The following is an 18,491-nucleotide window of genomic DNA, read 5'->3' on the forward strand; positions in this document are numbered from 1 at the left end:
GGGGTGAGATAGCAAATAATTGCTTTAAATTATGTTAAAATATTTAATGGAGCTATTTAACTTACGCTCACAACTATCTGCGCGGTAAAAAATCATTTCTTTTTTTGTTTCTGAATTGAGGGATCAATTGCAGATGATTTACCGTAACCGACCTTTCCCTTAAAAAGATCCACCCACCTCTAATAAAAGTTCCTTTGAAACAAAAGAAGTAAAAGTACAGAAAGGATTTGATTGAATGAGATCTGAGATTACTGCAGATCAGAAATTAAGAGAACAAGACTTTTCTCGTCAAGAAGCAACTAGTGACTATACTTTTGACCGAGTTCCGCGCGAAGAACGCAAAATGGGCTGGTTAAGTATCACGAATATAACGTTTGGGATTGCAACTGCCATTTTCTATTTCCAGATGGGAAGTGTGATGGCACTACAGTTCGGAGCGGTCAATGCGCTCATCTCTGCTGGCTATGCAATCATTGTTGCAGGTATCCTTGGAAGTATCATTGTTTATTTATCGGCTAAGTCCGGCATGAACGTCAACTTATTATCCCGCGGAGGATTCGGTTATATCGGAGCCTCATTAACCTCATTAATTTACGCATCAAATTTTATTATGTACTGTGCATTTGAAGGTATGATTTTAGTCGCTGCAGTTCATGCATTTTTTCCGGCGATTCCGATCTGGCTTCTAATTGTAATCTTTGGTTCCTTAGTAATTCCGTTAAACTGGTTTGGCATTAAACAATTGGACAAACTTCAAAAATGGTCATTGCCTATTTTTGGAATGTTTCTTATTACAGCCATTGTTATTGCTTTTAATACCCCATCAATTAACTCCGGAAATTTCTGGACCTATATGCCTGAAGGTGTTCAAATAGGAGGTACGGCATTACTGTTATGTATCGGAATGCAACACGGTATAATGGGACTTACAGCTTTAATTGCTTCGGATTACGCACGTTTCCTGAAACCGAAAGACTTGAAAATCGGTTCAATTGCTATCGGATTTATTCCGCAAATCTTCTGTTTTGGTGTAATGGGCGGCCTTGGCATTTGGTTCGGTGTAAAATTTGCCGAAGCAAATCCCGGCGTTTATATCGTGACATTGTTAGGGCTTGGTGGTGTCGTATTTACGGTACTGACACAAGTTCGTATTAATATAACGAATATTTACAGCAGCTCACTTTCCCTCTCGAACTTTTTTGAAAACATGTTTGGCTTTACACCAGGGCGCCGTTTTTGGGTAGTTGTAGGTGGTGTCATTGCGATGATACTGATGCTTGGAGGTATTGTCGATCATCTTCAAATTGCGATGACTTTCCAAGGTGTAGCACTGATGAGCTGGGCAGCCGTTCTCGTAACGGAAGCGCTCGTTCTCAAAAAATGGCTGAAAATCGGCCCGCGCTATTATGAATCCAGACAGGAAAACCTGTTTAAATGGAATCCGGTTGGTGTCATTGCATTGATTGTTCCAACAATAATCGGCACAATTGCAGCACTCGGATATATGGGCACATTCCTGCAAAATACTGCCGCCTTTTTCGCAGCGCTGATGGCAGCAGTTCTGACTGTCATTTTAGGGTTGACGACAAAAGGGCGATACTATATTAGGAAAGAAGCAGAGGATATTCCGAAAGAGGACTGGATTGCTTAAAAAATTTAGAGCCACACTTACCATTTCGATGGAAGTGCGGCTTTTTGTTGAGGGGAATGAGAAAATTAATGGTGGATTATAATAATCTCCTCTACAAAAAAATACCAAATAGTACTTGTTATTAGGGATTTTAATATATACAACCCATTTGGGGTTATAGTAAAATAATACTATGTAAGATATTGGAGAGTTAATTTGAAAGCGGGTCATTTTTATGAGTATTGTTGTAGGAGGTATATTAATCTGCCTCATCGTATTATGCATACGTCTGCACAATGAAAAGGCGAAGTTGCAACGAAAAATAGACTTATTTAAACCAATGATTGAAACGACTGAGGGCATCAGGGATATAGTATATTACTGTGAAGTATACCCGAAACTCAAGTATCTTTATTTAAGTCCGAATTTAGACAGTATTTTAGGGCCAAATTCGCTGGAAAAACATTTGAAAAATCCGGACAAAATTTTCGGAATTGTTCACCCTGATGACCTCGATATTTTAAGGAAGAAGCAATTAGGAAATATTAACTTTGATAAACCGATAACGGTAAGGTTTCAAAACCATTTAGGACAGTATATATGGTTTGAAGAATATGCCACTCCTGTTTATAAAGACGGGAAAGTTATAGCGGTACAAGGTGTTTTCAGAAATATACATAGTCAACATATTTTACAGGAACAATTGGAATACAAATCGACTCATGATGGATTAACAGGTTTATATAATCGAGAGTATTTCCAATTAAAAAAGAATGAATTTAATGGAATGGCCATCCCTATATCTGTAATTATCGCAGACTTAGACGACTTGAAAGAAATTAATGACGAAAATGGCCATCAAATGGGGGACCGGTTAATTATTGCAGTAGCCGATTGTTTAAACAAATATGCCGATAAAGAAATGATTGTTGCGAGAATTGGCGGAGATGAATTCGCAGTTATTATTCCGGATAAGTATGTTTTAGAAGTTGAACAATATATCGAAAAAGTACACTCAGAATTGAATGGAATTTCTATTAGCTTACCGTTCTCTCCTATTCGAGTTTCAATCGGCTATGAGTATTCACCTTCTTCGTATGGCGTAATGAGACAATTATTTAATAAAGCCGATCAGAAAATGTATAAAAACAAAAAGATGAAAAAGACAATAGTAAGCAGATAAGCTTTTCAGTAATCATCATACATATAATATATTTTTGAACTAACCTCTAAGTGAAAATTGGACAGGGGTTAGTTTTTTTAGTAATGGGAAGGGCTATCCGAAAAAAATCAGACCCCCCTAGTAATTGTTATTATGCCATTTTGTTCCCTTATATAATTCCCTTACTTTTCCAAAATATTATTTACAATTCCAATAAAGATAGTATACAATAGGGATATTGAATTTTTAGAATATTCATAGTAAATAAAAGGGTGGGTAATATGACAGAAATTAAAAATGATTATTTAGTAATTGGCGATTTGAACGCACCTGTAAAAATTGAAGTGTTTTTAAATTACGCTTGTCCGTACTGCGCGACGTTTTATGATTTAGTTGATAATACGCTACCAAAGTATTTCACAGAAAAGAAGGTAGCATTAGTAGTAAAGCATTATGATAAGCCACGTGAAATGCTATTGCCTGGAACGCTAATCAATGCAAATTTAGATTATTCTAATCCAGAAAGAACATTAGAAATTATTAGTGAGCTATTTAAGAATCAGGCAACATGGGATAAGTATTCAAGTTTTGAAATAAAGAAATACATTGAAGAAAAATATAACTTAAAAGAAGAATTTTCAAATATTGACCGCAGCTTACTAATTACTGCTGAGGCAATTGAACGTAATGTGAAAATGGTGCCAACTGTATTCATCAATGAATTGGAATTCCAATATCCACGTGAGATTTTTGCAGAAGAGTTAGTGGAAATTATAGATAAAGAACTAGAAAAGGCGGAAGTTTAAATGCAGAGTCTAAAGAAATTATCATTTCTATTTTTATTAAGTACTTTCATATTACTTTTAGCTGCTTGTAGTGATGAGGATGGAACGGATTCAACGGCAAAAGAAACAAATACTGATAGCGGGAAAAAAGACGTCTTAGTTGTTGGTTCATCAGGAATCTATCCTCCTTTTATTTCTGTGGATGAAGACGGCAAAGCGCAAGGTTATGACGTGGAAGTATTAGAAAAAGTTGGCGAAGCTTTAGGGTATGAAATAAAATGGGAGTTTGCTGAGTTTTCTGGTATCTTTGGTATGCTTGATGCTGGAAAAATTGATACGGTATCCAATTTAATTGCAATGACAGAAGAACGGCGTGCAAAATATGATTTTTCAACTCCTTACGCTTATTCAGGTGCTACTCTAGTTGTTCATGAAGATAATAATAGTATTAACAGTATTGAAGACTTAAAGGGTAAAAAAGTTGGTGTTTTATTAGGAAATAACTTGCATCAATTTTTAGAGAAATGGAATGAAGAAAATGGTGGTGAGATTATTATTACACCATATCAAGATGTTAGCGGAACATATAATGAAGTGGCTTTAGGTCGATTAGATGCATTTATTGATGTGAAAATTACTGCAGCATCTCGTATTCGTGATGAAGGTTTACCATTAAAAATTTATGGTGAAGAATATTTAGTTAACTTTGATTATGGCTTCCCATTTGTACGCTCTGAAGAAAACAAAGAGTTTTTAGAAGCGTTTAGTGCAGAAATTCAAAAGCTTCAAGAGAATGGCACATTAAAAGAGTTATCAGATAAGTGGAGTGCAATTGACGTTACAATTCCACATAAATAATTTTTAATGTAGGCTGTCCAGAGTAATCTCTGAACAGCCTTCTGTGATTTTTATTTTAATAGAAAAGAGGGGTTTTGTGAATTTTGATTTTGGCTATATGATTGATATTTTTCCTAGGATCATAGAGTATTTACCAATTGTTTTGTATATGGGAACTCTTTCATTTATATTAGCGGTTATTATTGGTCTAATATTTGCAGTAATTATTAATTTTAAAGTTCCGGTTATTTATCAGATTTTAGTTGTTATTATTTCATACTTCCGAGGGGTTCCAACGCTTATTCAAATTTTTATTTTCTATTTTGGAATGCCACAATTATTCCCTAGCTTTAACTCATTAGATGCTATTACAGCTGTTATTTTTGCGTTAAGTGTTAAAAATGCAGCATATTTATCTGAAGTATTTCGTTCGGCATTTTTAGCAGTCGATAAAGGCCAATTTGAAGCATGTGATGCTGTAAACATGACAAAGTGGCAAGGATTACGTACGGTTATTTTGCCACAAGTATTACGTGTAGCAATTCCGTCATCTGGAAATTATTACATTATGATGATTAAAGAAACTTCATTAGCTTTTACGATTGGTGTTATAGATATGCTTGCTAGGGCAAAATTAGAATCAGCTGTTACTTATAAATTTCTAGAAGCCTATTTAACAGTTGGTTTAATTTATTGGGCTATCACCGTAATATTATCATACTTACAATCAAAACTTGAAAATTATGTAGAGCGTCCCTATAGAAAGGAGGCAACGAAATGATTAAAATTCAAAATTTGCATAAAAGCTATGGAAGCATTGAGATATTAAAAGGAATTGACGTAGAGTTAAAAGATGGTGAGGTACTAGCTATTATCGGTCCTTCGGGGTCAGGAAAATCTACGTTTTTACGGTGCTTAAATTTTTTGGAAAAGCCAGAAAGGGGTATTATTCAGATTGATAGCGAAGAAGTGAATTTAGAGAAATATCAAAAATCCCAAGTAGTGAAGTTACGTGGAAAAACGGGAATGGTATTTCAAAACTATAATTTATTCAAAAATAAAACGGCTTTACATAATGTATCTGAGCCATTGCGTCTAACTAAGAAAATCCCCAAAAACCAGGCTGAACAAATAGCATATGAAATACTAGCTGAGGTTGGACTGAAAGGGAAAGAACTTAATTATCCTGTAGCACTTTCAGGGGGGCAACAGCAGCGAGTTGGCATAGCCAGAGCACTTGCACTTGATCCATATGTAATCTTATTTGATGAGCCGACTTCATCACTAGATCCAGAGCTTGTAGAAGAAGTATTAAACGTAATGAAGGCAGTTATTAAACAAGGTCGAACTATGATTGTTGTAACTCACGAAATGGAGTTTGCAAAAGAGGTAGCAGATCGCGTGATTTTCATGGCAGATGGACATATTATTGAGGAGGGAACACCGGAAGAGATTTTCGAGAACCCCCAAAACGAACGAACAAAACGTTTCTTGAAAAATTACTTAACACTACATAATTTAGATGGAGATGGCATTTAAATTCAGTATCCTATGTAATGACGTAATAAAATGAAAACCGATATGATAAATTGAAAAGCGGATTTACGTATCGGTTTTTTGAGAGGTTAATGACTTTAATTGAACAATAATTTTTCTAAAGCAACTGAATGTTATCCACGGTAATGATCCCGTTTCGCTAATTATCCTATTTCCTGTTTTACCTCAAACCGGTTAACGTTTTTGTTTTCCCACAAACTTCAGTGAATAAATATGTGTTTGGGATAAAGCAATGACTTCTTCTATAAACTCTTCTTTGGATTCTTTAAAATTGCTGTTAATCCAATTTTGAATAAGTCCGTAAAATCCGTATGCAGTATATCGTTTAAAGTAATCCATATTTACCGGGATATTATTGATTGTTTGAAATATAAACTGCTCCCCGTATATTTTTAATATCGTTTGAGGAAATTTTGTATGTAAGCCTGTTAATGTATCATCGTATTTAATCAGTTCAAAGAAATTTCGATTATCATAAATGTAAGAAATAATATTAAAAGAGGGTTCACTTAGTTTTGTCGTATATACTTTTTGACCAGGAGAATACGGTTTCCCTACAGATTCTTCCAATCCCGCAAGCATTGTTTCAAGTAGATCCTCTGCCAATTGAAATTTATCCTGGTAATGTACATAAAATGTACTGCGATTGTAAGAAGCATGATCGACAATATCCTTTACGGAAATCGCATGGTAGCCTTTCTTTTTGATAAGGTCAATTAACGCCACTTTTAAATGTTCTTTTGTTCGGTTTTTTCTTTTGGATGTATCATTTTCCAAGACATTCCCTCCATGTAAAAAGACAAAATAATAGTAAGTGTCTACTTATTATACATTTTACAATATTCTAATGATTGATGTATTTATTGGAATTGTTAAAATTGAAGTGTAAAGAAAATGCGCATATTTCTGCTATTTCTGTTCAATTTAACTTAAATATGTATGTTTTCGATGACTCATTATATAGGAGGAATAAGAGATGGGAAAATTACAAGGTAAAGTAGCAGTCATCACTGGTGGTGCGTCAGGTATTGGTGCAGCTACAGCAAAATTATTTGTCTCTGAAGGTGCTAAAGTCGTATTAGTTGATTTAAATGAAGAAAAAGGTAAAGCTTTCGAAGCGGAATTAAAAGCGCTTAACGCGGACGCATTATTTGTTAAAGCAAATATTACAAGTGAAGAAGAAGTAACAAATATATTCAAACAAACAATTGAAGCATTTGGGAAAGTGGATGTCGTATTTAACAATGCCGGCATCGGCCGTGTTTTCCCTTCACATGAATTGGAATATGCTGAATGGCGCAACACAGTTAATGTAGACTTGGATGGTGTATTCTTGGTAGCACGTGAAGCTATCCGTGAAATGCTGAAATCTGGCGGAGGGTCAATCATCAATACCGCTTCTATGTATGGCTGGGTTGGTTCACCAGGATCGGCAGCATACAATGCAGCAAAAGGTGGGGTTATTAACTTAACACGCTCACTTGCACTTGAATATGCAGAGCAAAATATTCGTGTGAACTCACTATGCCCAGGCTTCATTGACACACCGATTATTCCGGAAGAAAGCAAACAGGCATTAGCTTCAATGACACCAATGAAACGTCTTGGACAAGCAGAAGAAATGGCAAAAGCTGTATTATTTATGGCAAGTGACGATTCTTCATTCATGACTGGCAACAGCTTAACAGTTGATGGTGGATATACAGCCCAATAATTTTTGATTCAAAGCGCACTTTCAATTTGGAAGTGCGTTTTTTGTGTGGGCTGTTTTTATTAGAAAAGTTAAGCGGGATATTAGAAAAAGTGGTCTTCCGTCAATATTTCGGACAAACGTTAAGAGACTTTTTTTTGCTACCGCCCTTCGGTTGCTCTGCTTTTCATCCCTCCATGCCCAGACCTGGGCATGGAGGGATGAAAACCCTGTAAGAGAACTTTATGAGGCATTTTGACAAACGGGCTCCTGTTGATTTCTCTCAAATTGGTTTGGTGATAAATAACCGATTGTTGAATGGCGTCGTCGTTCATTGTAAAAGTTTACGATATATGACTCCACGCTCTTTCTTGCTTCTATTTTGGATTCGAAACGGTGACGATAGATCCATTCTTTTTTGATTGTGGCGTGGAAAGATTCAATACACGCATTGTCATAGGGATTTCCTTTACGACTCATGCTAATTTTAATCCCATGTTCTTTTAAAGTTCTTGTATAGCTTGTGGCACAATATTGTGCGCCTCGATCTGAATGATGAACTAATCCTTTTTCGGGTTTTCGAACTGCTAAAGCATGCTTCAAGGCTTGATCTACTAATGTTTCTTCCATATGATCTGCGATGGCCCAGCCGACGATTTTACGAGAATATAAATCCATGATTGACGCAAGATACACCCACCCCTCCAGTGTTCGGATATAAGTTATATCTGCGACCCATACTTTATTTTTATCTTTTACTTGAAATTGACGTTTGACTAGATTCGGATAAATAAATTGATGGTGATTGGAATCCGTTGTTCGTTGAACAGTTTTCGGGATTATGGCACTTAACCCAAGGTTTCGCATCATATTCGCAATTTTCTTTTGCGAACAGACATAACCTAAACTCGCTAAGTCTTGCGCAATTCGAGGGCTACCGTATGTACCAAAACTCCTCGCATACGATCGATGAATCTGATGGGCAATTTCTGTATCACGTACTTCTTTTTCCGATAAGGGCTGTATCTGTTTTTTACGCCAATCATAATAACCGCTTTTTGAAACCATCAATACTTTACACATCATCGCAATGCCAAAGTCGTTTTTATGCTTTTCAATGAATGCATAAATCACTCGGGGTTTTTCGCGAAGATGTGCATAGCCTTTTTTAGAATTTCATTCTCTTCTTCCAAATCCCGTAACTTCTTATCAAACGCTGCCTGCAACTTATCTACTTCGCTAGAAGTAAAGTAACGTGTGACATCCTGATTTTTCGATTCACGATAATCTTTAATCCATTTATGGATAGTTGAAGACCCAATTTCAAACTTAAATGCCAGATCTGAAACTTTTGCGCCATCTTCTAAAACAGACTTTAAAATGTATTCTTTTGTTTGTGCGTCTAATCGCTTACGAGTTTGTTTTTCTTTCATCGGTTCCACGTCCTTTTTTAGATATCTTAATCTTAAAGTGTCTCTTAAGACGTGTCCATTTTTTATACTAACCTCAAAAGTGTTGTCGATATTAGCAAATGCTAAAGGAATATTAGAACAAAGCGAACACTTTTTAGAACATTGGAAGGATTTTTTAGAACATCACAGTTTTATTAGAACAAATAAAAATATATTAGAACATTTACATTTATATTAGAAAATCCCGCCTACTTCAATTCGTGCTAACCGTAAATAAATATTTCTGTTAGAATAAATTTACAGTAAATTCTAACAATTTAGGGGGCAGAGTATGGAGGAGATTCAAGAGAAGAACTTAAATAGCGATACAATCACGAAATTGGAACAGGTAGTGGAGACAATTTTAGGGAAGGACAAGGCAACTTTTACGCTGCGGGACAAAACTTCTGGAGAGATTCTGTATACATATCGAGGGGAGCATTTAATGCGTCCTGCGTCCAACATGAAAATTCTTACAGGGGCAGCTGCAATTTCGGAGCTTGGACTGGACTACCGATTTAAAACAGAAGTTTTTATCGACGGAAATTTTGAGGACCACACGTTAAACGGGGATATTTACGTGAAGGGTTACGGTGATCCGACAATAAATGAAGCGACACTTAAGCATTTTGCAAAAGTTTTGCGGGAATACGGCATCCGACATGTGAAAGGTAAGTTAATCGGGGATGATACATATTTTTCGGGTGAAACATTGCCTCCTGGTGTTGATGATGAAGGGGAAACCCATTATTACGGTGCACGTATTTCGCCTATTACGATGTCACCAAATAATGATTTTGATGCGAGCACAATTATCGTCGAGGCAGCTGCCGGGAATATCGGGGAAAAGCCGATGTTTAATGTCATCCCGCATTTAAGTGGTCTGCAAATTTCTAATGAAGGGAAAACAGTAGATAAAAATGCTGAAAATACATTAGAAATCCGCCGAATTAATAATACAAATCATATCGTGATTACCGGTGAACTACCAGAAGGAGAAACGGCGAAAGTATGGGTGTCCCACCAGGATCCTACAAAAAACACATTGCTGTTTTTCAAAGAACTATGCAAAGATGCAGGCATCCGCTTTGAACAGGAAGATGCCATTGCAAGCGGCACGATGCCAAAGCATGCCCAGCTAATCCACACGCACGAGTCTCGTCCAATTGCAGAGATGTTTTCTATATTTATGAAACTAAGCAATAACAGCATCGCCGATATTTTCCTGAAAACGATGGGGAAACAAAAGCATGGAATAGGCGATTACGTGCATGGCCTAAAAGTAGTGCGAGCTTATTTGGAAAAGCTGCATATCGATTTTGCGACATGGCAATTCGCTGATGGTTCTGGCCTGTCACATCATAACCGTCTGCACTCAAATGGTATATCCGAGCTATTGTATAAGCTGCAAAAAGAACCGTATTTCGAGAACTTTTTCGAATCCTTGCCTGTTGGAGGAAATACAAACAGAAAGGTTGGCGGGACGTTAAAAGACCGCTTTTTAGAGCCGGAACTGCAACAGCAAATTTTCGCCAAAACAGGCTATATCCATGAAGTGAATACATTGTCAGGCTATGTTACGGGAAAAAGTGGGCGAGATTATATTTTCTCGATTATGCTTGAAGGCAGGGAAGAGGGAATTCCGTTTTTGGATGAAGGGTTGAAGGCAATTATTGATATAGTGTAACCATTGAGCGCAAAGAAACAGTCTCAATTATTAGCTGCTGACTAATAGTTGGAGACTGTTTATTAAGAATTAAATATACTGATAAAATAATCCGTCACGTGTATCGAACCAAATTAGTTTGCCGTGTTTTTTACGCGGGACTGTTGCCTGCAAAGCCCATTCAGGGAACTGTTTGTACAATTGAATCTGATCCCCTGTTGCCAGTGCGATAAATGATACGTAATGGTCTTTCGTCATGGGGTGGTCTGCCGAAATGGACCATTGCATATCGATTTCCTCTACTTTTAATTTTTGTTCGTCCGTTGCTTTTACAGCTGCTAACGGCTCCAATTTCCGTCCGCAGCACGAAACGGTAAAATTCCCAGTTGCTAACCCGATATTCGAGCAGCTTGGGCATACATAATAGCTTGAATTTTTCATATTGCCTCCTACCAATTCATTTTGATTTATTTCACCTGTCAGTAAATTTTCTATTGGAATATCGAAGAGGGCAGCAAGCTGAGGGAGAAGTGTAATGTCAGGACAGCCGATCCCTCTTTCCCATTTTGAAATGGTTCGGTCCGATAAAAACAGTGCATCTGCTACTTGTTTTTGTGTCATCTCTTTTCCCTTACGCAATGTATAAATTAATTGGCCAATTTTTTCATTATCCATTCGTTTCCCTCCTACTGTTTTAGCATAAAAGGAATGAAGCTGATTCGCAACAAACGGAGCGTAGAGTTGGGATATGAACGACCAACAGCTGAATTCTTAATACCGAATGTAAAATAAATACTAAAGGAACCTTATTTACGTAGTGATTATTAAAAATCTCTTATTCATGATGGAGTGCCAAATAGCTTTTACAGCAGAAAATTAATTGGAAATAAGCGGAGCTAAAGGGCAATACAAATTTATTACTATACTAAGCAAGTAATTTTGAAACTTCCTTGACCTCAATCCGTAGAAATTATTAGGAGGTGTAAGATGAAGAATAGAATTGAAGCATTGGATGCATTAAGAGGATTTTCTTTACTGGGTATCTTGATTGCGAATATGCTGTATTTCCAATATGGAGATATAATGATAAATACAATTGAGCCTACAACATGGTGGGATAATGCAGCATTTTATTTCACAAAAATATTTATAGAGGCATCGTTTTATCCGATTTTTGGATTTTTATTTGGATACGGAATTATTTTATTTGTGCGTGCGTTGGAAAATCGAGACTTGAAGACGCTCGGTCCTTTATGGCGCAGGGTGATAGGGTTAATAATTTTAGGAAGCTTACATATTACATTTGTATGGGACGGCGATATTTTATTGACATATGGTGCAGGTCTTATCATGATCATATCGTTCATTAAGCGTAAGGTGAAAACTTTGCTTATTTGGGCGTCTGTATTAGCAGTGCTGATGATCCCACTTTTAATATTGAAAACAGATGTGTTGTTGCTTGCTGGATTAGAAGAATCAACGGCCGTTTTAGCGAGTGGAACCTATTGGGAAGTTGTGCAACAACGGATCGGTTTAACAGAAGAGGTTCCATTAATCTTCTTCTTAATCGGATTACCAATTGCACTTGTTTTTATTGTGTTGTTGGCCTTTTTCACAATTGGTCCTTTTGTGTTGTTGGGGATGGCAGCAGCGAAGAAGGATTTCTTTACACATATTAGGCTAAGAACAAAGCTTTTAAAACGTTTAGCGTTGCTTGTTCCACTAGGCTTGGTGTGTAAGTCATTCTTATATTGGGATCATTTTGCAGGAAAATTGATTTATGGTACGGGAACATATTTACTGGCGATTGGCTATATTGCTTTATTTACGCTAATTTATTTAGCGAAGGATGAAACGAAGCTTGCACAAGCATTTGTCAGTATGGGACGTTTATCACTAACCAATTATTTAATGCAATCTATTATATTTACATCAATTTTCTACGGATATGGATTTGGCCTATTTGGAAAGCTAGGTGTAGCGGTTGGATTACTGTTAGCAATCGTAGTGTACATCTTGCAGCTTTATATTTCAGGAATTTATACAAAACGCTTTTCAATTGGACCGGTCGAATGGTTACTGCGTAAATTTGTTTATTTGAGGCAGGGTCGTAGTTAATAGAAGCAGGAGCACGCCAGGTCAACAAGAAGAACTTTTTTTCTTTTAGCCCGCAACCTCTTTAAAAAGTACAAAAACATCCACTTTTCTCCCCCCAGAGGAAAAATGGATGTTTTTCAATTTGCCACGGCGACTTTTTCAACTCACTAATCACTGCTTTTCCAATACCTTTCGTTCAATCAGTTCAACGCCTTTATACATAATCGTTGCCAATACAATAATGATGAGAAGCGCCAAGAATACTAACGTAAAGTTAAATACTTGGAACCCGGAAATAATCAGATAACCGAGGCCGCTTGATGATACTAAAAATTCGCCGACAATAACCCCAACCCATGATAAGCCGACGTTTACCTTTAAAGTAGAAATAATCGTCGGGGTAGAGGCAGGAAGAATAACATGCCGGAATGTTTCATATTTGGATGCCCTGAAAAGCTGCATGACTTTAATATAGTTTTCGTTTACTTGCTGAAATGCGGAAAAAATAACGATGGTCGAAATAATAACCGAAATGAGCACACCCATTACGAGAACTGCGAGCATATTCGGTCCGAAAACCACGAGAATCATCGGTCCAATTGCGACTTTAGGCATTGCATTCAATACGACAAGATAGGGGTCCATCACATTGGCAAATGTTTTGGAGGACCATAGCGAGATTGCGAGCAATGTTCCAAAAAGGGTTCCTAATATAAAGCCGACAACGGTTTCAAACATCGTAATCGCAATATGAGGAAATAAACTGCCATCCGTTATTTTTGTAATAAACAGGCTTCCCACTGCGCGTGGGCTGCTGAAAATCAGCGGGTCCAATATACGGAAATGGGTCGTAAATTCCCAAAATAGAAGAAGACCGACAAGGAGCATTAGTTGGAAAGAGAAAATTTTTCGTTTTTCACGTCGCCGCTTTTCGTTATATTGCTGCTGCAACTGTTCAATATTCATCCGAATCAAGCTCCTTCCATATTTCCTGGAATAGTACTTGGAAAGCAGGGGCATTTCTTGCTTCGAATGGTGTCAGTTCGCGAATTTCCTGTGGGATGATGAAGCTTTTTACAATCGATCCCGGACGAGGGCTAAAGATAAATACCTTATCACTCATCGCAATGGCTTCGCTAATATCATGCGTCACCAAAATGGTCGTCGTTGAAAATTGCTTCAATGTATTCGATACAAAGTTTTCAAGGGACAATTTGGAACGAAAATCGAGCGCAGAAAACGGTTCATCAAGTAAAAGTAATGTTGGTTTTACGGCAAGTGTTCGGGCAAGGGCGATACGTTGGCGCATCCCCCCGGAAAGCTGCGTTGGGTAAAGTTTTTTCGTATGGGCCAATTCAAATTGTTCGAGCAGTTCGTCAATGATTTCACGGTTTTTCCTTTTTTGCAGTGTCAGACCGAGTGCGACATTGTCCTCAATTGTTTTCCATGGGAACAAGAAATCCTGTTGAAGCATATAGCCGATTTCAACATCGGGCTCAGCAAAATTAATCGAACCGGTCGTCGGTTTCAATAAGCCTGCCAGCAAAGAGAGCAATGTGGATTTCCCGCAGCCGCTCGGGCCTAAAAAGGAAACGAATTCTCCTGAAGCAACTGTGAAATTCACATCTTCAAGAGCTGTTGCCACTTGCTGTTCTTTAAAGAAATGATGGGTAACCTGTTTTACTTCCAAATAAGTCATTTACTTCACAACCGCATCGGCAAATGACCGGTTTACTAAATCTTTGTAAGCTGGCTCAAACTCCAGTACGCCTGCTTCGGTCATTACATCAAGTAGATTTTGGAATTCGTCTTCATCGATAATCGGATCTTTTGCATAAGATTCCTGATCACGGTAACGCGTCACAACCTGCTCAATAATTTTTTGATCTGTATCTTCAAAGTAAGGGGCAATCGCTTTTGCCACATCAGCGCTTGATGCTTCGTACACCCATTTTTGTGCTTTATAAAGAGCTTTCGTAAAGCTATCCATCATTTCTTTTTCCGAGAATGTACTTTCTTTCGCCATAAATACCGTATATGGAATGGCGCCAAGCTCTTCGCCGAATGAAGCGACGATTTTTCCGATGCCTTGCTGTTCAAAAATGCTTGCAGTCGGTTCGAAAAGTTGTACATAGTCACCTGTACCTGAAGCAAAGGCGTTCGCAATATTGGCAAAATCAATATTTTGAATCAATGTTAAATCATTGTGCGGGTCGATCCCTTGTTTTTTCAATACAAATTCGCCGGCCATTTGCGGCATACCTCCAACACGCTGACCTAAAAATGTGCTGCCTTTTAAAGCATCCCAGCTAAAGTCGACATTCTGGTCACGTGCGACTAAAAATGTTCCGTCCGTTTGCGTAAGCTGTGCAAAGTTAATTACTTTATCGTTCGGATTTTGCCCAGATACATAAACCGATGTTTCAGCTCCGATTAACGCAATATCAATCCCGTCCGATAAAAGCGCGGTCATCGTTTTATCTCCACCAGGTATAGTGGATAGTTGGATCGATAAACCTTCATCCTCAAAAAATCCTTCTTCAATCGCTGCATAAAGAGGTGCGTAGAAAATGGAACGGGTTACTTCACCAACTTTTACTTCCTGCAAATCCTTCTGACCACAGCCGACCAACAACAATAAAAGCCCAACGAAAAGGGCAATTCTAAGCCATTTCATTTGGTCATCCTTTTCTTTAATAGTGTTGTAGTATCGTATGCAGTAAAGGGGTGAGAGGTGTTACTTCCACATTTCCATTTCACCATAGAAGTCGGTCATGGTACGATAAAGATAACTATTTAGTAAGGTGGAGAATGTTATGGATATAAATCATCTGAAAGGACAGCTTGCAAAACCGCAGCCTTTGTTTTTAGGGGAAGAGACTGCATTCCGATCGGCCGTGCTTATCCCGCTTGTGAAAAAACAGGGCGCGTGGCATATTTTGTTTGAGGTGCGTGCTTTTACGATGCGCAAACAACCTGGCGATATTAGCTTTCCGGGCGGGAAAATCGACGAGACAGATGAATCGCCGCTCGCTGCAGCGCTTCGAGAAACGCATGAAGAGCTCGGAATTGATCAACAGTCAATTGAACTAATAGGTAATCTCAGTCCGTTTGTTATATCACCGGCTTTTGTTGTCTATCCGTTCATCGGTATCATCGAACAGTCGGAACTGAATACGTTTAATAAGGATGAAGTAGAAGAACTGTTTACTGTCCCGTTAGACTGGCTGTTGACACATGAACCGTATGTGCATTATGTTCCGGTTGAACCGAAGCCTCCGATTGATTTCCCGTACGATAAAATTGCGAATGGCGAAAATTACGAGTGGCGCTCAAGCCGGATGGAAGAGTGGTTTTATGAATACGGAAACTACACAATATGGGGTTTAACTGCACGTTTATTAAAGCATTTTATAGAAAAATTAAAATAAAAAATTTGGCGTCTTCCTACTACCGGGAAGACGTCTTTTCCTTTGTTTTACTTAGATTATTAATAGTTTTGAGGAGGAGAGGAAATATACAAATCCTATGGTAAAATCAATGTATTGTCCTAAAGTTTATGCGTAGATGAAGAAGAACCATAGATAGCTGGAGTGGAGCAATATAAAGAACAGGGACTCATTATAAGGGAAGAATCAGGAGGCATTTATGAAAGGGAAAAAGATGTTGTATATAGGAGTTGTTGTAGCGATTGTAATTGCTGCAGCTTTAGATATTGCATTTAAAGGTTTAGGTTATCAACTGTTGCAAAAAATATTTTCATAAGTCTGTAATTACTCGCTGCATTTTTAATGTAGCGAGTGTTTTTATATAAAAAAAGCAAACCTTTGTAAGAAAAGGCTTGCTAAAAAACTACAGATTATAAAGTTGCGAGTATTTATTTTCTAAATAATCTGCCAAATATTTTGCTGAAAGTGCTTCTCCGGTACCCTCTGAAATTAACTCGTTCGGCTTTTTCAATGCACCATATTGATGTACTTTATCAGTCAGCCAATCTTTAATAGGTGCCAATTCGCCGCGTTCGCATAACACATCGAAGTTCGGAATGTCTTGATCCATTGCATGCTTCCATTGCGCCGCATACATGAATCCTAGCGCATAGCTTGGGAAATAGCCAAAGCTTCCATCACTCCAATGCATATCCTGCAGTACACCCTCCGCATCATTTTGTGGACGAATTCCTAAATATTCTTCGTATTTTTCATTCCAAACGCGCGGTAAATCTTCCGCCTGCAAATCGCCATTGAAAATCTCACGCTCAATTTCATAGCGGATCATTATATGAAGCGGATACGTAAGTTCGTCTGCCTCTAAACGTATTAACGAAGGTTCCGAGAAATTAATCGCCTTTAAAAATGCATCGACCGGGACATTCCCGAATTGTTCAGGAGAATGCTTTTGTAAAATGGCGTAATGATGTTTCCAAAAGCTTTCATTCCGTCCGATAATGTTTTCATAAAATAATGATTGAGATTCATGGATTCCCATCGAGGCACCTGTAGATAATGGTAAGCCGTTTAATGAGGCATCGATATTTTGCTCATATAAAGCATGCCCGCATTCGTGAATCGTACCAAAAACAGCCGATCGGAAATCATTTTCATCATACTTTGTTGTAATCCGGATATCCCCACTGTTTAAACCGATCATGAACGGATGGACCGTTTCATCCAAGCGTCCTGCTTCAAAGTCATACCCAAGCTGTTTCAATAATTCTAATGAAGCGGCATGTTGTCCACTTTTCGGGAAGTGTTTAAATAATAGAGAAGTGTCCGGTTTGTTTTTTGAATCACCAATTGCCTTAACTAAAGGAACAATTGTTGCCTTCAGCTCACCGAATAACTCGTCAAGCATATCTGTCGTCATATTCGGTTCGTATTTATCTAATAATGTATTATAGGCCGAACCATTTTTAATTCCCCAATACTGTACAAACCGCTTTTGATAATCGATTACTTCTTTTAAGTACGGTAAGAAAATCTGGAAATCCGATTTTTCTTTTGCATCTTCCCAAGCTGCTTCTGACTTTGCTTTTAAAATGGTGTAAGCTTTAAATTCCTCAGCCGGTATTTTCTTGGACTCGTCATATTCTTTCTTAACTTCTTCATAAAGACGCTGTGTCACAAAGTCCAGTTTCTCATTTTGAAGCTCAGACAGTATTTTACCTAGTTCGTCACTCGTTTGGAGAGCGAATAACTCTGCAGATAATGTTCCAATCACTTCTGCTCTTTGCTCCAACCCTTTTCGAGGAGCCCCTGTACGCATATCCCAATAAATAACGGAAAGCGCTTCAGAATAGTTTTGCATTTTCTTCACATAATTAATAAAAGTTTGTTGCATAATAGTTCACACACTCCTTTCACATTTATTATATAGTACTCGGAATCCGTTTTATTAGTATAAAATATAAAATAAATTTCAAAGGATATATAAATAAGTAGAAACTAACAAAGAAAAAAATATTAAAAAAAAGTTTTCAAAAACTGTTGACGGTTAATAAAAAGGAGTGTAATATTCTAATAGTCGTCAGCAACGAACTGATAACAAACGAGAAAATGAACCTTGAAAACTGAACAAGCAACGTTAATGAAACAAGCTTCTTAAATGAAGCAAACA

The 18,491-nt window shown here is 37.6% G+C and carries 18 protein-coding genes; 10 read left to right on the plus strand and 8 right to left on the minus strand.

The window, feature by feature from the left end; all coding sequences use genetic code 11:
* Positions 1-235: 235 nt before the first annotated feature.
* From MHH37_RS01040 to MHH37_RS01065, 6 genes are all read left to right on the plus strand, one after another.
* Positions 236-1,651, plus strand: coding sequence for a cytosine permease (locus tag MHH37_RS01040; protein WP_342574639.1), 1,416 nt, complete (start codon positions 236-238; stop codon positions 1,649-1,651).
* Between the two features lie 214 nt (positions 1,652-1,865).
* A complete protein-coding gene (locus MHH37_RS01045) occupies positions 1,866-2,813 on the plus strand; it encodes a diguanylate cyclase (protein ID WP_342574641.1) in 948 nt (315 codons plus the stop codon).
* A gap of 260 nt (positions 2,814-3,073) precedes the next feature.
* Positions 3,074-3,598 carry a thioredoxin domain-containing protein gene (locus MHH37_RS01050; RefSeq protein WP_079523277.1) on the plus strand — a complete coding sequence of 175 codons (525 nt, stop codon included), beginning with the start codon at positions 3,074-3,076 and terminating at the stop codon, positions 3,596-3,598.
* Positions 3,599-4,435 (plus strand): transporter substrate-binding domain-containing protein, encoded by an 837-nt coding sequence (locus MHH37_RS01055; RefSeq protein ID WP_342574644.1) that lies wholly within the window; start codon positions 3,599-3,601, stop codon positions 4,433-4,435.
* Between the two features lie 76 nt (positions 4,436-4,511).
* Complete coding sequence (locus tag MHH37_RS01060; RefSeq protein WP_342574645.1) at positions 4,512-5,195, plus strand: amino acid ABC transporter permease; 684 nt, start codon at positions 4,512-4,514, stop codon at positions 5,193-5,195.
* Entirely contained in the window at positions 5,192-5,953 is a 762-nt protein-coding gene (locus MHH37_RS01065; RefSeq protein ID WP_342574646.1) for an amino acid ABC transporter ATP-binding protein, read from the plus strand. Before MHH37_RS01060 ends, MHH37_RS01065 begins: the two co-directional genes overlap by 4 nt.
* A gap of 192 nt (positions 5,954-6,145) precedes the next feature.
* Here the strand turns inward: MHH37_RS01065 and MHH37_RS01070 are convergent, their stop codons facing one another.
* Entirely contained in the window at positions 6,146-6,748 is a 603-nt protein-coding gene (locus MHH37_RS01070; protein ID WP_342574647.1) for a TetR/AcrR family transcriptional regulator, read from the minus strand.
* Between the two features lie 199 nt (positions 6,749-6,947).
* Between MHH37_RS01070 and MHH37_RS01075 the strand changes: the two genes are divergently transcribed.
* The gene (locus tag MHH37_RS01075) at positions 6,948-7,685 is read left to right on the plus strand and encodes an SDR family NAD(P)-dependent oxidoreductase (protein WP_251691478.1); all 738 of its coding nucleotides are present in this window, start codon (positions 6,948-6,950) and stop codon (positions 7,683-7,685) included.
* 219 nt (positions 7,686-7,904) lie between these two features.
* Here MHH37_RS01075 and MHH37_RS01080 read toward each other — a convergent pair whose 3' ends face one another.
* A complete protein-coding gene (locus MHH37_RS01080) occupies positions 7,905-8,795 on the minus strand; it encodes an IS3 family transposase (protein WP_342574648.1) in 891 nt (296 codons plus the stop codon).
* A complete protein-coding gene (locus tag MHH37_RS01085; RefSeq protein ID WP_014822792.1) occupies positions 8,792-9,094 on the minus strand; it encodes a transposase in 303 nt (100 codons plus the stop codon). Before MHH37_RS01085 ends, MHH37_RS01080 begins: the two co-directional genes overlap by 4 nt.
* 310 nt (positions 9,095-9,404) lie before the next feature.
* Between MHH37_RS01085 and dacB the strand changes: the two genes are divergently transcribed.
* Entirely contained in the window at positions 9,405-10,799 is a 1,395-nt protein-coding gene (gene dacB, locus MHH37_RS01090) for a D-alanyl-D-alanine carboxypeptidase/D-alanyl-D-alanine-endopeptidase (RefSeq protein ID WP_342574651.1), read from the plus strand.
* 69 nt (positions 10,800-10,868) lie between these two features.
* Here dacB and MHH37_RS01095 read toward each other — a convergent pair whose 3' ends face one another.
* Positions 10,869-11,453 carry a helix-turn-helix domain-containing protein gene (locus MHH37_RS01095; RefSeq protein ID WP_342574652.1) on the minus strand — a complete coding sequence of 195 codons (585 nt, stop codon included), beginning with the start codon at positions 11,451-11,453 and terminating at the stop codon, positions 10,869-10,871.
* A 312-nt stretch (positions 11,454-11,765) separates the two neighbouring features.
* Here MHH37_RS01095 and MHH37_RS01100 point away from each other — a divergent pair, with 312 nt between their 5' ends.
* On the plus strand, positions 11,766-12,896 hold the full coding sequence (locus MHH37_RS01100; protein WP_342574653.1) for a DUF418 domain-containing protein: 1,131 nt from the start codon (positions 11,766-11,768) through the stop codon (positions 12,894-12,896).
* A gap of 150 nt (positions 12,897-13,046) precedes the next feature.
* Here the strand turns inward: MHH37_RS01100 and MHH37_RS01105 are convergent, their stop codons facing one another.
* Genes MHH37_RS01105 through MHH37_RS01115 form a run of 3 tightly spaced genes read right to left on the minus strand, consistent with a single transcriptional unit; the run spans position 13,047 to position 15,552 of the window.
* A complete protein-coding gene (locus tag MHH37_RS01105; RefSeq protein ID WP_342574654.1) occupies positions 13,047-13,841 on the minus strand; it encodes an ABC transporter permease in 795 nt (264 codons plus the stop codon).
* Positions 13,831-14,574 (minus strand): ABC transporter ATP-binding protein, encoded by a 744-nt coding sequence (locus MHH37_RS01110; RefSeq protein ID WP_008407538.1) that lies wholly within the window; start codon positions 14,572-14,574, stop codon positions 13,831-13,833. The genes MHH37_RS01105 and MHH37_RS01110 overlap by 11 nt, the downstream gene beginning before the upstream one ends.
* Positions 14,575-15,552, minus strand: coding sequence for an ABC transporter substrate-binding protein (locus MHH37_RS01115; RefSeq protein ID WP_008407539.1), 978 nt, complete (start codon positions 15,550-15,552; stop codon positions 14,575-14,577). It abuts the gene before it with no gap.
* A gap of 139 nt (positions 15,553-15,691) precedes the next feature.
* Between MHH37_RS01115 and MHH37_RS01120 the strand changes: the two genes are divergently transcribed.
* On the plus strand, positions 15,692-16,306 hold the full coding sequence (locus tag MHH37_RS01120) for a CoA pyrophosphatase (protein ID WP_342574655.1): 615 nt from the start codon (positions 15,692-15,694) through the stop codon (positions 16,304-16,306).
* A 421-nt stretch (positions 16,307-16,727) separates the two neighbouring features.
* Here the strand turns inward: MHH37_RS01120 and MHH37_RS01125 are convergent, their stop codons facing one another.
* A complete protein-coding gene (locus MHH37_RS01125; RefSeq protein ID WP_342574656.1) occupies positions 16,728-18,215 on the minus strand; it encodes a carboxypeptidase M32 in 1,488 nt (495 codons plus the stop codon).
* Between the last annotated feature and the right edge of the window lie 276 nt (positions 18,216-18,491).

Origin of the sequence: Solibacillus sp. FSL K6-1781, from assembly GCF_038630735.1 — a bacterium.
Classification (GTDB): Bacteria; Bacillota; Bacilli; order Bacillales_A; family Planococcaceae; genus Solibacillus; species Solibacillus silvestris.